The sequence below is a fragment of the Catalinimonas alkaloidigena genome (assembly GCF_029504655.1).
GTDB lineage: Bacteria > Bacteroidota > Bacteroidia > Cytophagales > Cyclobacteriaceae > Catalinimonas > Catalinimonas alkaloidigena.
This window is the reverse complement of sequence record NZ_JAQFIL010000001.1, coordinates 2868226-2886174: the sequence shown is the minus strand read 5'-3', so window position 1 is coordinate 2886174 and position 17949 is coordinate 2868226. Positions and strand designations below refer to the sequence as shown.

General features: G+C 40.4%; 10 protein-coding genes. 1 reads left to right on the top strand and 9 read right to left on the bottom strand.

Annotation, left to right across the window (positions count from 1 at the left end):
- Window positions 1-57: 57 nt before the first annotated feature.
- From OKW21_RS11765 to OKW21_RS11745, 5 genes are all read right to left on the bottom strand, one after another.
- Window positions 58-1266 (bottom strand): glycoside hydrolase family 5 protein, encoded by a 1209-nt coding sequence (locus OKW21_RS11765; protein WP_277479664.1) that lies wholly within the window; start codon window positions 1264-1266, stop codon window positions 58-60.
- A gap of 224 nt (window positions 1267-1490) precedes the next feature.
- Window positions 1491-2942 carry a DUF1501 domain-containing protein gene (locus OKW21_RS11760; RefSeq protein ID WP_277479663.1) on the bottom strand — a complete coding sequence of 484 codons (1452 nt, stop codon included), beginning with the start codon at window positions 2940-2942 and terminating at the stop codon, window positions 1491-1493.
- A gap of 10 nt (window positions 2943-2952) precedes the next feature.
- Window positions 2953-6114 carry a DUF1553 domain-containing protein gene (locus OKW21_RS11755; protein ID WP_277479662.1) on the bottom strand — a complete coding sequence of 1054 codons (3162 nt, stop codon included), beginning with the start codon at window positions 6112-6114 and terminating at the stop codon, window positions 2953-2955.
- 223 nt (window positions 6115-6337) lie between these two features.
- Entirely contained in the window at window positions 6338-7231 is an 894-nt protein-coding gene (locus OKW21_RS11750) for a phytanoyl-CoA dioxygenase family protein (protein ID WP_277479661.1), read from the bottom strand.
- A gap of 324 nt (window positions 7232-7555) precedes the next feature.
- The gene (locus OKW21_RS11745) at window positions 7556-9016 is read right to left on the bottom strand and encodes a hypothetical protein (protein ID WP_277479657.1); all 1461 of its coding nucleotides are present in this window, start codon (window positions 9014-9016) and stop codon (window positions 7556-7558) included.
- Between the two features lie 368 nt (window positions 9017-9384).
- Here OKW21_RS11745 and OKW21_RS11740 point away from each other — a divergent pair, with 368 nt between their 5' ends.
- A complete protein-coding gene (locus tag OKW21_RS11740; RefSeq protein ID WP_277479655.1) occupies window positions 9385-11736 on the top strand; it encodes a PVC-type heme-binding CxxCH protein in 2352 nt (783 codons plus the stop codon).
- Between the two features lie 45 nt (window positions 11737-11781).
- On the opposite strand, the gene OKW21_RS11735 is transcribed toward OKW21_RS11740, so the two are convergent.
- The 4 genes from OKW21_RS11735 to OKW21_RS11720 all read right to left on the bottom strand — a co-directional run bounded on the left by OKW21_RS11735 (window position 11782) and on the right by OKW21_RS11720 (window position 17882).
- Window positions 11782-12414 (bottom strand): DUF4136 domain-containing protein, encoded by a 633-nt coding sequence (locus OKW21_RS11735; RefSeq protein WP_277479653.1) that lies wholly within the window; start codon window positions 12412-12414, stop codon window positions 11782-11784.
- A 193-nt stretch (window positions 12415-12607) separates the two neighbouring features.
- Window positions 12608-13399: a 3-keto-disaccharide hydrolase gene (locus tag OKW21_RS11730; protein WP_277479652.1), complete on the bottom strand. Its 792-nt coding sequence runs from the start codon at window positions 13397-13399 to the stop codon at window positions 12608-12610.
- Window positions 13400-13724: 325 nt separating this feature from the next.
- Window positions 13725-14129 (bottom strand): response regulator, encoded by a 405-nt coding sequence (locus tag OKW21_RS11725; protein WP_277479650.1) that lies wholly within the window; start codon window positions 14127-14129, stop codon window positions 13725-13727.
- A gap of 150 nt (window positions 14130-14279) precedes the next feature.
- The gene (locus OKW21_RS11720) at window positions 14280-17882 is read right to left on the bottom strand and encodes a CheR family methyltransferase (protein WP_277479648.1); all 3603 of its coding nucleotides are present in this window, start codon (window positions 17880-17882) and stop codon (window positions 14280-14282) included.
- Window positions 17883-17949 lie beyond the last annotated feature (67 nt).

The window sequence follows — 17949 nt, the reverse complement described above, 5'->3', positions numbered from 1 at the left end:
ATCAACTGATTGATAGAAAATTTAGATATAAACGTCTGATTTTAAGAAGCTTATGGATTAATGTTTCATCAAAAGGTCAAGCATTTTTCTATCTAGCTTGTGTCCGTACCAGTCTTCATAATCTACATCTTCACGACCAGAATCCAGTAAGCCGAAGCTGCCGCTGAACTCCCAGATACCATAGCCTATGTTATGGGTGGTAAGTATGTCCAGCACATCGTCAAACCAGGCCAGGAAAACATCGTGAGGAGTCTTATTCCAGCAGCCACATTCACCACAGTGTACGCCTACACCGCTTTTTACCAATTCAATCCAGGGCTGGTAAAAAGTCTCCAGCATCTCTCTTTTCAAAACCATAGGTTTCTTAACCTCTTGGCCGGTGCTATCCTGAACCGTAAACTCTATTGTACCCGGCCATTTAGGCTCCGGTAAGCTATCAGGGTCTTTATTAGCCCAGGGAGCCTTGTAGTGAGAAATAATTCCGGGATAGTAACCGCGACAGCTCTGTGCTATGTTCAGGTCAGTGATTTCAGGAATCACACTGGTACCCACATCATTACCATCTGCGATGACCAGGTGATTAGGATTAGCTTTACGAATGGTTGCTGAAGCTGCTTTGGCAACTTTGCGGTAAAGTTCACCCGGTACAGAACTACGGCGAGAGTGCTGGTCGTTCATATCTTCCCGCATGCTGGGTTCATTCACCAGGTCAAAACTGATCTTATCCGAAGAAGTATTTTTGTAGCGCGTGGCCCACATGTTCCAATGAAAACAAAAGGCTTCCAGCGCTTCCTGATCTTTCCAAAGGTTGTAGGGCTCATAAAAACCGGCGTTGACACAATAGCCGGGTGCCCGGTGTAAATTCAGGCTGACATGCAGATTGTACTTATGCGCTAAGTCAATTAAGCTGGAAATCCGATCTACTCTTTGTACATCAATGTGATACACCTGTTCAGGTGTGATTTTCTGGCTATGGTCAATATCAAGATAGGTAGGATATGCCATCGGAATTCTTACGAAATCAAATCCCCAGTCAGACATCCAGCGGAAATAATCTTCTTTGGTCTGAGGCCTTGAATTGTCAGGATCAGGAGAAAAGAAATCCAGCAGGTTAAAACCCCTCCAGCGGGGTAGAACATTTTGAATTTTATTGAAAGATGAGGCAAAAGCTGAAGTACCGGTAAAACCCAATCCAACTCCTAGTGCAGCGGAGTTTTTGATAAAATTACGGCGGCTTAAACCGGAATGGGGAAAAATTCTTTTCATAAAAATTGATAGGTTGTTGTTATATCTGAATCAATCAAAATACAAAAAATATCAGTTCCCCCTTAAGAAAGTAATGATTTCTGATCTTACTGACGAACTGCTTCTTTACAGGCTAAACCAGATTAAAATTTTTGTTAGGTTACGAGTTACCCTGTGCTGATAAAGTGGCTTGCGTATAGAGCACGCTGTGCCCCATAGACGCAATAAATAGCTGGAAATGTCACCTAGCTGAGAATCTGTTTCACTATTTTTCCATGTACGTCAGTAAGCCTGTATCTTCTTCCCTGATGTTTAAATGTCAATCGTTCATGATCTATCCCTAATAGATGGAGTAAGGTAGCCTGAAAATCATGAACATGAACAGGGTCTTTGACAATGTTATAACCAAACTCATCTGTTTCCCCATATGTAAAGCCTTTTTTTACTCCCGCACCAGCCATCCACATAGTGAAGCAGCGGGGGTGATGGTCACGCCCATAGTTATCTTTGGTCAGCTTACCTTGAGAATAATTGGTACGGCCAAATTCACCACCCCAGATGACCAGCGTATCTTCCAGTAAACCTCTTTGTTTGAGATCCCTGACCAATGCGGCAGAGGCCTGATCAGTCTTTTTACATTGACTTTTAATACCGGCAGGCAGGTCATTGTGCTGATCCCAGCCCTGATGATAGAGCTGCACAAATTTGACATCCCTTTCTATCAACCTCCTGGCCATAAGACAGTTAGCAGCATATGTGCCAGGGTCCCGTGAATCAGGTCCATACATATCAAATACCCAGTCTGGCTCATCTGACATATCTGTTACTTCAGGTACAGAAGTTTGCATACGAAACGCCATTTCATACTGAGCGATACGATTTTGGATTTCTGGATCTCCATAGATGCTTAATTGTGCTTTGTTTAGTTCTTTCAGATAATTGAGCATGCTACGCCGATCACTGCTGTGGTAACCATTGGGATCATTGAGGTAAAGGACAGGATCTTTGCCGGAACGGAATTGCACCCCCTGATGTCGGGAAGGCAGGAAACCATTGCCCCAAAGTCGGGCATAAAGCGGTTGTCCTCCGGCATTTTTAGATACTAATACAATAAAAGAAGGTAAGTTTTCATTTTCAGAACCCAGCCCGTAGTCAAGCCAGGAGCCAATACTGGGGCGACCGGCAAGTTGCGAACCAGTTTGGAAAAATGTGATCGCCGGATCATGGTTAATGGCCTCAGTGTGCATACTTTTGATGAAGCAGAGCTCATCTACGATCTGGCTGGTGTAGGGTAAAAGCTCACTCACCCAGGATCCACTTTTTCCGTATTGTTGAAATGAATAGGTTGATCCTGCCAATGGCAGAGATGATTGTCCGGCACTCATCCCGGTGAGCCTCTGTCCTTGTCTAACGGAGTCAGGAAGTTCTTCTCCATTCATTTTTTCCAGCTTTGGCTTGTAATCAAAAGTTTCCAGTTGAGAAGGACCTCCACTTTGGAATAGATAGATGACTCTTTTTGCTTTAGGGGCAAAATGGGGAGAAGACAAAATACCCCCGGAGGTAGTTTTGCCAAATGTCGCTGAAGGATTAAGCATAGAACCTAATGCAGCAGCTCCCAGACCCATAGCAGATTTAGAAAGAAACGTTCTGCGGTTCAATGTACTTGCAATGTTTATAGTATCTTTCTTCTTTGACATTGTTGATAATTTACCTTTTGGTGATAAAAGCATCAGAATTCATTATGGCACTGGCAACTACCGTATAACTGGCCAGCAGTTGAGGAGATACATCGGGCATTTGATCGCTTTCTCCTACACTCAACCAGCCTGCTGTTTTGTCAGGGTGGTCTTTGAAATTTGCGTTTTCATTCTCTAACAGCTTCTTCAATACCTTCATTTCACTTTCTTGAGTTTCACGGCCCGTAAGCAGACGATAGGTTAAATTTATTCTTTCCTCCTGGCTTTCTTTTTCGGTAAGAACCCGGTAAGCGATATTACGGCTGGCTTCTACAAACTGCGGGTCGTTGAGCAAAATCAATGCCTGTAAGGGCGTGCTGGTCTGCTGCCTTTCCACGACACAATAGCTTCTGCTGGGTGCGTCAAACGTTCCCATAGATGGAGGAGGAACAGTACGTTTCCAGAATGTATAAAGGCTACGACGAAAAAGCTTATGACCCTGATCCTGTATATAGGTAGCTCCGTTGAAAGCCCACAAGCCTTCTGGCTGATAGGGTTTCACGCTGGGGCCGCCAATATCTTTTACCAGCAGACCACTGGAAGCCAGCGCATGATCACGCAACATTTCAGCGCTGAGTCGGCCTGATGGCCCCCTGGCTAGCAATAGATTGTCCGGATCGTTTTTCAGCAGTTCCTGGGTCGCCAATGAAGATTGGCGGTAGGTCGCAGACATGACAATTAACTTCTGCATTGCTTTCATATCCCAGCCTGATTCTCTGAACTTTACAGCCAGCCAATCCAGCAGCCTGGGGTGGGAGGGAAGATTTCCCTGATTTCCGAAATCAGCGGCTGTGCTTACCAGACCTTTACCAAAATAATGCTGCCAGAAGCGGTTTACTATTACCCTGGAGGTAAGAGGGTGATCTTTATGAAAAAGCCATTGAGCCAAACCCAAACGATCTCGACTTAGTGAGTCAGGAAAAGGAAGAATTTTTTCAGGAATTCCTGGCTCTACCTTTTCTCCATGCGCATCATAAGCACCTCTTTCCAACAAATAAGTAGGCCGATTTTCTTCCAGCTCATCCATGACCATCATCTCATCCACTTCTTCCACAATATCGTTCCTCTGCTGCCTAAGTTTTTCCAGCCTTTTCAGCTGAACTTTGTAAGCTGGTACTTGATGTGAGAGGTAATAATGATAATATCCTTGTTTAACAGCATTATTTGTTGATTCTTTTGAAATATTGATTGTTCCTGCCAGACTCGCAATCTCTGGAGCGCTTAACGCTCTTTCATATACCTTAATCTCATCTGCCAGGCCATTTTTAAAACCTACTCCTCTCCACCGGGCACCTAACTGTAAGCCGGGTTCTTTGTCCATTGCAGGAAAAAGGATGTCTTTGTAAAGATTATCCTTTTCGGTCAGCATTTGCTGTTCCTGACCGTCTACATATAGTTTTAAGCCTTTGGCTTTACTACTGCCATCATAAGTCACGGCAAGGTGTATCCATTCTTTTTTGGGTGCAGCACTGGTTGAGAGTTTGATAATATTATTATAAGGCCAGGTATGCGCCATCAACAGCTCAAATTTATGATCTCGTATTGCCAGGTGATAGCCTCTGAAATTGTAAAGTATGGCACCATTTCCCTTATGAAATATAACACCTTCTTTCAACTGCTCTGGAATATTGACCCAAAGTGAAATAGAGAATGGGTTGGCCCGCCCAAAAACGCCTACTTCTCCCAGATCTAGTGCTTCATCACCATTAAGTTTTACCGCTTTTCCAAATTTGCCTTCCACCAGCACCGGATCTGCTAAATTTCCTTTGTGTTTAGGAGAAATACTGCTTGCAAACTGACCTTGATTTAATTGATCAAGTGTAAAATGAGCTTGTAAGCCTTCCTTTACCTTATTAATTTTCGGAAAAGCTCTGTTTTTATAAGCCTCCTCAAACTCATTTTTCTTCTCTTTTTTTATCTTTTCAATGCCTTTTTCCGTCTCAGCAATTTTCTGATCAATGAAAGCCAGCAAACTGTCTTCTTTTTCATCAGTGAGTAAAATAGTTGGTACAGGCATGGCATCATCCCAGGAAATCTGCCCGGCTTCGTCTACCTGATTAAAAAAGCCAAATAGCTGATAATAGTCCTTTTGCGAAATTGGATCGTATTTATGATCATGACATCGGGCACACTCCACAGTCAAGCCCAAAAAATTTGTGCCTAAAGTATTGGTTCGGTCTGCCACATATTCTACCCTGAACTCTTCATTCACAATGCCTCCTTCCATATTCTGGGCATGGTTACGATTGTATGCCGTAGCCAGTTTTTGTTCCCGGCTGGCATTGGGAAGCAGGTCTCCAGCCAATTGCCAGCTTGCGAACTGGTCAAAAGGCATGTTTTCATTATAAGCCTTAATTACCCAGTCTCTCCAGGGCCACATGGGACGATAGCGGTCAACCGTATAACCGTGGGTGTCAGCATAACGAGAAGCATCCATCCAGTTTACCGCCATCCGTTCTCCATAATGAGGAGAGTCCAGCAATCGGTCTACAACTTTTTCATAAGCTTTATCGGAATGGTCGGCTAAAAACCCATCAATTTCTTCAATCGTGGGAGGTAATCCGGTGAGATCCAGACTAAGGCGCCTGAGTAAAGTTTCTTTATCAGCTTTCGGTGAAGGCTGCAGCCCTTTTTGTTCCAGCATAGCCAGTACAAACTGGTCAATAGGATTCTGTATCCATTCCTCTTGTTTTACTTTGGGCAAGTCATGTTTTTCCGGCTTGATAAAAGCCCAATGTGGTTTGTATTCAGCCCCTTCTTCTATCCATTTGGTAAGCACGGCTTTTTCGTAGACAGTAAGTTTGAGGTTAGATGCTGGAGGGGGCATGATGTATTCAGCATCTTCACTGGTGATACGGTGAAACATTTCACTTTTACCAGGCTTGCCAGCTACAATTGCGAATTCACCTGGTTTGTCTTTAAGCGCAGCGAATGCACCTTCGGGAGTAGCCAGTTCAAGTCCCGCCTCCTGACTGGCCTCATCGGGACCATGGCAGAAAAAACACTTATCGGATAGAATGGGCTTGACATGTAGATTGTAATCAACTTTTTCGGGAAGTTGCGCTTCTACTTCCTTGAATTCAGCTGGTTTTTCATATCCACGGCAACTGGGAAGAAAAAAGACACTCCCCATTAAACATATAAGAAAATAAGCCAGCCAATTTGAAGTTTTAAGGCACATATAAACATTGGATAAAGCCATCTCAAAAAATTGGTTTTAATAAACCTGTTAGCATTATATTTAATATATTTTCTACTGGAATGCAAATGCTGCTTTCAGAGCACCATACAATTGTTTTAGTGATTGTTAACAGGATGCTGAAATATTAAAAATTAAGACATCCAATCACTCTCTGTCATGATGCTGAATTTTCAGCCTCATACAAGAGCGGAAAAAACTGCCCTTCCATTTTATTTCCCCTGTGCACAACCGGAACCCCTTCAAGTAAAACATCATCTGTATTAGATAGTGTTCCATCGGCAAATACATTGATTACAAAAGCACGACGTGATCTTTCTGATGTATTAGCATATGAGCCGTGTACCATCAAAGGATGGTGGAAGGTTCCATAGCCTTTTTTCATTTCTATAGGCACAGGATTAAACTCAGCCTTTTGCTCTTCATTTAGATAGTCCATGAGACCTTCCATATCACCGGCAAGCTCCGGCTTATCAAGCAAACCCCATTTATGACTTCCGGGAACGTAGTAAAGGCAACCATTATCAATATTGGCATCATCCAGGCCAGTCCAGCAGGTAAGGTGCTGCATGGGTTGGGTGCGGGTCCAGTAAGAATAATCCTGATGCCAGGCGACTACACCACCATGCAATGCGGGTTTACAAAACAATTGGTCGTGCCAGAAACGAACGCTCTGATTACCCAGCAACTGACTGGCAGCCATCACAAATGCCGGATTCCAAAGAATATCGTGGAAGCCGGGCGTAATTCTCCAGTGTCCTAAAGAATGAAATAGTACTGCATCAGGGTCAGAAGATTCGTTGGAATGAAACTCATAAAAAAGAGCATTTCCAGGATGTGAAGGCTCTGCGATAGCAGCCAGCTCTTCATTCAATTGGTCAACCTGCCACTCTTCTAATAATTTGACATTAGAGAGGTAGCCATTTTCATGAAAAAAAGTGACCTGCTCATCAGAAAGCCTGTATTGTTCCCATTCATCAGCACTTTGTGGTTGACTGAATAGTTGAGAAACAGGCTGATGATCAATTGAATAGTCTTTAGGGCTTTGCATAGGTTGTTTTAAAGATTAATGTGTCTCAAAAAGTTGTAAAGACAAACAGTACTTTATATCAATGTGAATAAGTAAATTTATACAAAGTCAGCTAAAATTTAGCTTATTGACTGTAAATAAACCTTCTCCAAAACTATTGAGTACGCTAGTAGATCCTGTAAACCTAATAAAAGCTAGAGCACTTGTCTAATAACTTTTTTTACCGGAATAATATTAATACAAACTGGGGATAGCAGTGGGTAAAAGCAATAAATTCCGACCGATAAAAAGCTTGATGGTTGAGTAAACTAGAATTAGTTATTTTTATGTGAATATTTATTTTGCTTACTTTTTACGAATTACTACAGCTTTCTCTCCTGGAAAGTCAGGTACATTCAATTGATTGCCTTCTACCATTGTTGTTTCCAGTTTTTTTCCGCTTTCAACCGCTATCCACTCGGCCTGAAACTCACCAGCCGGTAAGTTGAGTGTTAAAGGGTATGACTTTAACGCCATGGGTTCTATATACATTACCCATAGCGATTGCTGATCACTCAAGGCCAAACTTTTAGCACCCGGTGAAGATTCTATGGTCATAAAATCTGGGGCTAGCTTAACGAAATCAATGCTTTCAAAAAAGCATTTTAAGACTAAAAGCTGCTCTCTCAAAGCAGGACTTCCTCCACCGGGAGCATCATAGGTAGTATCTGTTCCATCTTCTGAGCCTACTGAAAATGAATAATCCAGATGACTGAAAATTGAACCACCTGCCATCATGAAACGCCAGGCCTGTCTACTGTAGGTAGAGTCTGCCTTACCGGCAAAACCGGTTTCGTTTAATCCAATTGCCCGGTCCAGGTAATAGTTCTGGTAAACAGCTCCGGGAAAAGCATAGTGGAAGGTGAAAATTGAAATATTTGGATCTGGTTCTGTAATGGGATACTCAAAATTACTGATGTTTTGAGAGATCAGATGCTGCTTTGGTAACTTACTTTCCTCATCCCTGATCCATTCAGCCACACGGCTTTGCCATGCATTTGACTTTTGAGAGACCACCTGTGTTTTTGACCGCCAGTCATCATCGGGCCCATAGGGGTTTCTGTTAAAAACCATATCTGGCTCTTCTGCCCAGGGCTCGTTTTGAATTTCATAATAAAGATTATCAAATGCGTTTAGCTCTCTGACAATTTTACGGACATAGTTTTCCTGCTGTATAAGTATGTTACCGTTTTCTAAGGTATTGACAAGTGCAGAACGCACATCTGAAGTTTGGTTAATATTGTTTTGAGGATTAAAGGCACTGTAACTCCAACCGTTACCATAATGAGCAGAGAAAAGGGTGACTTCTACGATCACCTCATTCTCAGCCGCCAGCTTCATGAAATTTGTGAGCCTTTGAAAATAAGCGTCATCCCATTGACTAAGGTCAAATTTATTCCCGCCCAAAGCATATCCAGCTTCAGAAGAACGTTTCCAGGGTAGAATCAGGCGTTCTTCAGCTGGTGCTAAGGTGTTTTTTTGAATGCCAAAATCACCTTGCTTTTCTACATACGCTCCTGTAAAAAGCCGGGTATTGTTGAGTTGCTCTTTACCAAGTGTATTCAGGTATTTTTCATAATCAAAATCCATATTGATCACGGCACCATAATGCTCAGCGGAACCCACAATGATACTTGCTTCATTCAGGTATAAGAAGTAATGAGGGTTTTCAGGGTGAAGCTGAAAGGTGTTTGTATTTTGCGCATGCACATATTGCATGGCAAACTGTATTATTATGACAATTATGCTGATTTTTCTTAACTCCATTTTTAAGCTTTTTTAATATCAAAAAATTCTGCTACGCATTATAAAAGCATCGTTAATATGCTCAAAAGTTAAGAAATAATTGATATTCAAGATTAGACGAACAATTATTAAACGGCAGACATATAGAATAAAAAAGTAACTACTAAGAAGTAAGCCATTGAAATAATATTGATAAATCCCTTCCCATGTTGACTACTATTTTAATTTAATAACTGACTTGAGCTTAAAGAATTTCTTAATTTTCACAAAGAAACATTATTTGATTTCGCATTAGCTTAGCACAATGCTTATATTAGAAGTTTATTTGTGCGTTTCTCCCGCGCTAATATGATTTTAGTATTACAACCAAAGCATCTCATCTTTCTCGTATGAAAAGAAGAACATTATTTTCAGTGATTATTACCATTCTTGGCATCTCTATCATTTTCTTTTCTTTCATCAGTTCCGGTAGCATTTCACTTTTTGACGAGCATAAAACCATGCCGATTCCGGATTCTGTGCTGTTTCATGCCGCACCCGTGCTAAGTCCTGAGGAAGCTTTACAATCCTTTCAGTTGGAAGATGGCTTTCGTTTAGAGCTGGTTGCCAGTGAACCACTCATACAGGATCCTGTAGCCATGACTTTTGACAGCAAAGGCCGCATTTGGGTTGCTGAAATGCAAAGTTACATGCCGGATGTTGAGGGAAATGGGGAAGATCAGCCTACTGGTAGGATTGTCATATTGGAAGATACAGATGATGATGGCCGCATGGATCAATCTAAAGTGTTTCTGGATGGATTGGTACTGCCGCGTGTGATCAGAATGGTAGACAATGGGATCGTTTATGCGGAGCCTCCCAATCTGTGGTTTGTTGAAAATAACAACGATAAAGCAGGTAAGAAAGTCCTGATAGACTCTGTCTATGCTGTTGGAGGGAATGTAGAGCATCAGCCAAACGGAATGCTGAGGGCTATGGACAACTGGTATTATAACGCAAAATCCAGAGCTCGTTATCGGTATGATGCTCAATCCAAAGTATGGGAAAAACAGGAAACAGAATTTAGAGGACAGTGGGGTATTGCACAGGATGATTATGGAAGACTCTTCTACAATACCAATTCCAACCAGCTGAGAGGAGACCTCGTGCCCCCGAATATGATGAATAGAAATCCACATATGAATCCCGAACAGAGCGTTAATGTGGAAATCGCCAGTGACCAGAAGGTATATCCTATCCGTCCTAACCGGGGTATCAACAGAGGGTATAAAGATGAGATGCTCGATGAGCAGGGGAGATTAACACGATTTACCGCTGCCAGCGGCCCGGTAATTTATCGTGGAGACCAGTTTCCAGAAGAATATCACGCTAATGCATTTGTACCAGAGCCTTCAGGTAATCTGGTCAAAAGAAATATTTTAGCAGAAGAGGGGGCATACATTTCAGCAAAACCTGCATATGAGGGTAAAGAGTTTCTGGCTTCAACCGACGAACGTTTCCGGCCGGTAAGTATGTATAATGGTCCTGATGGCAATCTGTATCTGGTGGACATGTACAGGGGAATCATCCAGCACGAAACCTATGTAACTGATTACCTGAGAGAGCAGATTTTGTCCAGGGGGCTTGAAAAACCTATAGGACTGGGAAGAATCTACAGGATTGTCCATGAAAAAAGCTGGTTTGATGAATTCGTTGACGTTTTTGAGGGTAATGAAAATACTGATCTGAACCAAGTGAGCGATGAAGAACTGCTTGAGTATCTTTCACATCCTAATGGCTGGTGGCGTGATGAGGCTCAAAGACTTTTGGTAGAAAGAAAGGCAGCGGTAATTCCCCAACTAAAAGCTTTGGTAAAAGAGGGAAATGCGGTGACTCAAATGCATGCCTTATGGTCATTGGAGGGGCTTCAACAAACTCATCCTGAGATAATTAAGCTCGGTTTACAATCTGAAGATATCAAGGTCAAAACCACCGCAATAAGGATAGGTGAAAGAAATGTGCATACTCCTTTCGCTGATGAAACATTGCGTATTTATAAAGGGTTAGCCGCTCATGACAGTCAGCAAATTCAATTACAGTTGGCTTTAAGCTTAGGTGAATATTTGCAATATGACTCACCTACAGTTCTGCCTTTATTAAGAGACATTGCACTAACCTATGGGGAAGATCCCTTGATCAGAGAAGCATTGGTGAGTAGTACTTATGGCAAAGAAAAGGAATATCAGGCCATGATTGCAAAAAGTAACTCTGATGATAACGAGATATTAAATGCTTTGGGAGAAGTCATCGCAAATGCTGAACTCAGTCGGCAAATGAAAGGAAAAGCTTTTAGCAAATCGGAAAAAGAACAGTTTGTGTTAGGAAAATCTCTTTATGAGCATACCTGTTCGGGATGTCATCAGGAAAATGGAAAAGGTGTAACCCCAATTGCTCCTCCGCTTGATGGGTCTGAATGGGTTACCGGATCAGAAGAAAGACTGATTTTGGTGGCCTTGCATGGTTTGCAGGGACCGGTAACTGTGAAAGGAAAAGTATATCAGGAACCTATGGTGCAGCCAATTATGCCCGGTCTGAAAGCCAATCCTGAATTTACAGATAAGAAACTTGCGGCGGTCTTAACTTACATACGAAATTCGTGGAGCAATGCCGCTGACCCTGTCAAGCCAGGAACCGTTAAAAAATTAAGAGAGCAGACCATAGGCAGAAAAGATCCATACACTGAACAGGAATTTATTCCATAAAAAAAGCCGGATAAAATCCGGCTTAGCTTAATTACATTTTATTGATTATCGTTCATTGTTACTATCGTCTTCGTCGGGATCAACATCATTTACGGGTTCAGTTGCCATTTCAAAACGATTTTCTGAAGCATCTGCAAAATTTGTTTTCGCGATAAATACCTCCATGGCGTCATTTACTGACTGACGTATATCTTTTTGTTGCTCTCTTAATGAAGCATCACTTTGTACCGCATTGGGAACAAATCCACTCCATATGGTTTTTCCTTCAGAGATATCAGTAATGCTGATTACTAGACTTCCATCACCTAGCTTGTCTAAAATTGTTTCATCAAAACCAGATTCATTTTCTAGTCTGAAGCCTGGCATATAACCTATTTTATCATCATAAGCTTCATCAAAAATCATAAAATTGACGAGTAGCTCAGCATCTGCGTTCATCATATCATAATTATAGGTATCAAACTCATATACTACTGAATTTTCAACCATATTATTCAATAAAGAACTATACTTTACCCACTCTTTATTTTCTGGTCCTGTAAACGCATCGCCAATTGCATAAGTTTGGTACTCGTCCAGAGCCGCATCATCCAGTACTTTGTCAAATACCTCACGTTCTTGTCCGTATACTAATGGTGTGGAAATCAATAGTGCTGACAATATGCTTAAAAACTTCATATCCTAATTAATTTAGTTCAAAAAATATATGTATTAATATACTTTATGAACAGGTAAAATTAGTAATTGTTGGCTAAAAATTTAATAAATCCTCTTTGTATGAAGTGATTAAGGTGTTTTTGATATTTAATTATTTATAAATACATGTTTCCGTTTATAGGAAAAATGATTCATATGTAACTTTGTATTCCTTTTAAAAATCAGTATCTGCTTTTTCAAGATTAAGTTCTTCAATCCAGATATTACGATAAAGCACATTATGACCTTCAGCTTGTAACTTTAATCCACCAGGGGTATCGCTTATCCCTTTGCCGCCATCATTTCCCCCATCTATGCCAGAGTTCGGCCCTCCCCATACCTGGTTAATAGTTTGATTTTCATGGACCTTTTTTCCATTGAAGTACATGGTGAGCATTGCCTTTTCAGTACGCTTTCCATCTTCAAAGCGAGCGGCACGGAAAACTATATCATAGGCGTTCCAATTACCTATACCATTATAAGCATGGTAAGGGGAAGGTGTTTCATTGATTACTGCTGCCATTCCGTGAGAAGTTGTGTCACCATCCAGCACCTGAATTTCATAGCGGTTTTGTAAATATACGCCGCTATTGCCTCCTTCATTTTGAATCAAAAATTCTATATGTAACCTGAAATCCCTGAATTTGTCTTTCGTGACGATGTCAGCAGCACCATACTTTCCACCTGCCGCAGCAGGATCGTTGCTATTTACGGCAGTACCCTGATCTACTGGATCTTCTACAATTTTCCACTTGATAGGAAGCTCTGCAGCTAACCTGGGCCCCTCCCAATACGTCCATTTGTCCTCCAGCATTTCACGGCTGCCATCAAAATATACTTCTGCAGTGCTGGGGGCTAATACCCCGACCCCGTTTTGAGCAATGAGATTATTTGATACAAATAAGAAGAGAAAAGGTAATATAGCAGTAAAGTAAATGAGCTTTATTGGAGGTACGATAATTTTCATATAAGCTTTGGTTAGAGGTGATCGTATAAGTGTATTTAATGCCTTCAATATAGGAGAAATTGTGCATTATGACTATTTTATATTTCCCGGGCACAACGTAGTAATGCACATAAAAATATAGGAGACATGGCCACCTGAGCAGCATGCTACTAAATGAGTTGACAGTTTTTTTTAAGTCTTTCCCCATATTTGAGGGGAATTGACTGAGGGTAAAGCTAATTCAGCAAAAGTACTTGATACTACCAGTAAGTCTGTTCTGCTTTATTTTAGCACAGCCACCAGATTAGCGTTACTACCATACTTTGGATGTGCAATTATTTTACTTTTATACACTTTCTACGATAGTCATGATCTCTTTTAACTGAAATTCTTCAAGTGGTTTTTTATAATAGCCTTTTACGGAATGATAATGCTTTGCCATTTCCTGGTCTTTCTTACGAACTGAACTGGTCAAAATCATTAATTGTGCATTTGGCAACAAAGGGGCATACACTTCTTCGTAGATTTTGATAAAATCATAGCCACTAACTTGCGGCATATTCAAATCTAGAAAAATAAGACAGGGTTTCTCTTTTTGATGCGCTAGAATATTATCTAAAAAAAGCAGTGCCTTGGCACCATCATCTTTAATAATAATATCATCGGTGTTGACTATTTTTTCCAACTGAACTGACAAAACCATCTGAGATATTTCATCATCATCGATAATAAGTACAGGTTTGGTTTCCATAAATAGCAAATTAAAAAGTAGTAGGTTTACTGTAAAAAAATCATATGAAATTAGTTTTTTTAGAATGATTAGTAAAGCTATTTTGATGAGTATTAATCGTTATATTATATAGTAAACTGTCGTAAGCGATTACTACTGTCATTTATATGTTCAGTAAGCAATAAGGTAGAGTTTGAAAGTGCTCCCTTTATCCAGTTCGCTCTCTACCTTAATTTTTCCACCATTTCTCTCTATCATATTCTTGACGATGTGTAAACCAATACCCATGCCCTCAGAGCTGTTATCAAATCTTCTAAAAGGCTTAAAGAGTTCTTTAGTATTGGCATCAAGGTCTATCCCTTTACCATTATCCGATATACTGAGCATGACTCCCTGCTGATCTAAGTTGTTAGATTGAATATTAATCATGGGAGTATGATCCTTTCTACGGTACTTAATGGCATTGCTCAGTAAGTTGAAAATGATACTGTACAGATATGTTCTGTTATACTTTATATTGGATACTTCGGTGAAATCACAGCTTACCACAGCACCGCTCTCTTCAATCTGTCTGAAAAGCTCTTTTTTTATTTCATCAACTACTTCTTCAAACAAACAGTTTTCTCCTTCCTGACTTCCTTTTTCCTGCACTTCTATCATGTCAATAAGACCGTTAAGCGTAGCATCAAGCCGGTAAACGGTTTTTGAAAGCAAGCTAAATAGCCGTTCCTGATTATGAGGATCATCGGATTCAAAAAGCTTTATGATACTGAGTAAGTTAGCTACAGGTGCACGTAAATCATGGGCAATGGCATAGACAAATTCATCAAGGTATTCATTGATTTTAATCAGCTCATTATTTTTGGCATATAGGCCTGCTTCAGCCTTTTTTATAGACGTGATATCTCTGGCAATCGCCAGTATGCTTTGCGGATTGATATCTCCTTCATTGAACTCTGCGACCAGCTTCACATAAAAATGGATAGGCACGTTTTTGAGATGAGTTGTAATATAGAGCTCATTATCTTTACCATCACTGAGCACCTGAAGCAATTTGTCTTTCAGCTTTTGTCCTTCAGCTTTATCAAAAAGTAGAGAACTGTAATCATTAAAATTTGAAAACTGTATCGTGTTTTTTTTGAAAAAATATTTTGCGGTATGATTAAAAAATAAATGGTTGAGTTGTGGATCAAAGCGTATGATAACATCCGGAGAGTTATCAAGCAGTGATTGTAGATTTTCTTCAGAATGTTTAAGGTCAGTGGTAAGTTTTTCTAATTGTTTATTCGCGTTCCGTAAGTCAGATATGTCAACAAAGGTTATAACCAGCCCTGAGCCCCCTTTATTGTCTTTAAGGTAGGGTATAATCCTTAACAGGAAATAATGACCATTATGGTTCAATACCTCTTTTTCCAGAACAGATTCATCCTTTAGGACTTGATATAGATTTTTTTCAAAATGCTGGTCCTTAAAGCTACGGTTCAGGTCGGTCAGCGGTCTTCCAACATCCAAGTCCCTGATTTTAAAATGCTGGCTAACGGAAGGAGTGAATTTACGGATGTTGAGTTTTTTATCCAGAAAAAGAATAGCGATATCGGTGCTCTCAAAGAGGTTATTGATATCATGATTGAGAAGGGTCAGTTCTTCAATTTTTCGTTTTAACTCAGAGTTGGCAGTAAATAGCTCTTCGTTAGATGACTGAAGCTCTTCATTGGTGCTCTGAAGCTCCTCATTGGAAGAAAGCATTTCTTCATGCGAAGCCTGCAACTCTTCCTGGTTCGCCTCCAGCTCCTGAGTAATTGAGATAAGCTCCTGTTTACAAAGTTTCAGCTCTGTCTCCAGATTGCTAACATAGTCAATAGATTCTATGTCACTTCGTGATTTGCTGATCCGAGGCGTATTTTCATTTGCATGGGACTCCGTTCCAAATTCAATTAGAAAAAAATGCTGTCGCTTATGCCTTCCGCCAAGCAAGCGTATATTAATATTTGTATGGCTTTTCTCTTTATTAATTTCTAAAGGGACATCCTTGATACGCACATAAATACTACCTTCTTTTAATTTTACAATCCCGTTCTTAATAATGATCAGCAGTTGAGGACTAAGCATTTTTTCCAGAGATGGACTCATTGCCCGCCGTGGTAGTTGTAAAAACCTTTCAAGCTCACCATGAAGGTAAACTACTTCCATCTTCAGGTTTACCACTATGGCAGCGGGTACATAGGCATCCAAGACCAGACTGGCCATATGATTTTCAAACTGAAATGTGTGCTTTGATCCCCTTGGCTCGGAGAGTGATTTTTGTATAAATCCTCTGTTGGGAAGGTTGATGTCACTATCAAAATTTAAGGGACGATGCTCCACTGAGGCAAGGTTACGATAAATGCTTTGTTTACTATTTACTTTTTCAAAAGCAGTCTCGGTTTCAACCAAATATTCATCGTTACCTAACATCAAAAAACCTCCCGGCTTGAGGGCGTAATGAAATATATTCGTGATCTTCTGCTGTGCTTTGGGTTTAAGGTAAATATACAGATTCCTGCAACTCACCAAATCAAGCCTGATAAAAGGAGGATCCTTTAAAAGGTTATGTTTTACAAAGAGTATTTTCTTCCGAAGCGATGGAGCAACTATATAAAATGAAGATTCCTGCTGAAAAAAACGACTTATCCTTAAATCTGATATATTCTTAAGTGCTTCTTTAGGATAACAAGCCTGGCTTGCAAAATCTAAAGCGCTATCATCCAGATCAGTGGCAAATAGCTTAAAGTCTACTTTTAAATGGTTATCGCGAATGTATTCTTCAATTAGTATGGCAATTGAATAAGCTTCTTCTCCGGTAGCGCATGCCGGCACCCATATTCTTATTTGTTCATAGGAATCTTTATGTTCGCATATACGAGGAATGACTTCTTTTTCAATAGCTTCAAATGCTTCTTTGTTTCTGAAGAAGCTAGTAACTCCAATGAGAGAATTGTTATAAAGCGTATACAGTTCATGCTTATTCTCTTTCAAAAAAGAATAATATTCTTCAACACTCTTTTTTTGATTGATTGAGATGCGCTTCCTTATTCTACGAATAAAGGAGTTGGTCTTGTAGTGACTAAAATCAACATTTGAATACTCGCTTAATAATTTAATAATACTTTCTATTTGCTCTTCATCTATAGAAATGCTATTCTGATCATCCACTTCATGATTTTGTTTTGCGTCATTTATTAATTTATTAAGGTAAATAGCCATATCCTCCGGGGGCATTACTGATTCAGCATACTCACTGGTGATAGCCACCTGTGGCATTTCTGAGTTAGAGGTAGAATCAGGACTTTGTACCATCACAATACCACCTGCTTTACTAATCCTGCTAATCCCTAGCGTACCATCGGTACCTTTACCAGACAAGAGGATACCCGCTGCCTTATTTTCAAATTCATTTGCCAGGTCAGCAAAGCAGGTGTCTACAGCATGTGAAAGTGTCACATGACTGGCTTTGGCGTTAGAGTAAAATTTTTTTTGCTGCAGGCTTAGGCTACGATCAATAGGCATCAGGTATACCTTATTTTTTTCTATGGAAATTCCGTGTTCTGCATTGACTATAGCTAAATTGGTGCAGTCAGCTAGGATTTTAGTGTCTATAGGGGTTGCATGCTGAGCGAGATTTTGAATGATGATAAAGCTCATTTCTGGCTCACTATTTAGCTTAGAAAAAAAGGCCCTGATATCAGCAATGCTGCTACTGGAGCATCCGATACCTACGACATAAAAATGATGCATAAATTTAGTCAGTCAGAAAAATGAATTTTTAATACTAGTGTTGCGGAATCAGAATAGCCTAACTATC

Excerpts from the sequence above, each read along its gene's own strand:
- OKW21_RS11765 (WP_277479664.1), bottom strand. The coding sequence starts at position 1,266 with ATGAAAAGAATTTTTCCCCATTCCGGTTTAAGCCGCCGTAATTTTATC.
- OKW21_RS11760 (WP_277479663.1), bottom strand. The coding sequence starts at position 2,942 with ATGTCAAAGAAGAAAGATACTATAAACATTGCAAGTACATTGAACCGC.
- OKW21_RS11755 (WP_277479662.1), bottom strand. The coding sequence starts at position 6,114 with ATGGGGAGTGTCTTTTTTCTTCCCAGTTGCCGTGGATATGAAAAACCA.
- OKW21_RS11750 (WP_277479661.1), bottom strand. The coding sequence starts at position 7,231 with ATGCAAAGCCCTAAAGACTATTCAATTGATCATCAGCCTGTTTCTCAA.
- OKW21_RS11745 (WP_277479657.1), bottom strand. The coding sequence starts at position 9,016 with ATGGAGTTAAGAAAAATCAGCATAATTGTCATAATAATACAGTTTGCC.
- OKW21_RS11740 (WP_277479655.1), top strand. The coding sequence starts at position 9,385 with ATGAAAAGAAGAACATTATTTTCAGTGATTATTACCATTCTTGGCATC.
- OKW21_RS11735 (WP_277479653.1), bottom strand. The coding sequence starts at position 12,414 with ATGAAGTTTTTAAGCATATTGTCAGCACTATTGATTTCCACACCATTA.
- OKW21_RS11730 (WP_277479652.1), bottom strand. The coding sequence starts at position 13,399 with ATGAAAATTATCGTACCTCCAATAAAGCTCATTTACTTTACTGCTATA.
- OKW21_RS11725 (WP_277479650.1), bottom strand. The coding sequence starts at position 14,129 with ATGGAAACCAAACCTGTACTTATTATCGATGATGATGAAATATCTCAG.
- OKW21_RS11720 (WP_277479648.1), bottom strand. The coding sequence starts at position 17,882 with ATGCATCATTTTTATGTCGTAGGTATCGGATGCTCCAGTAGCAGCATT.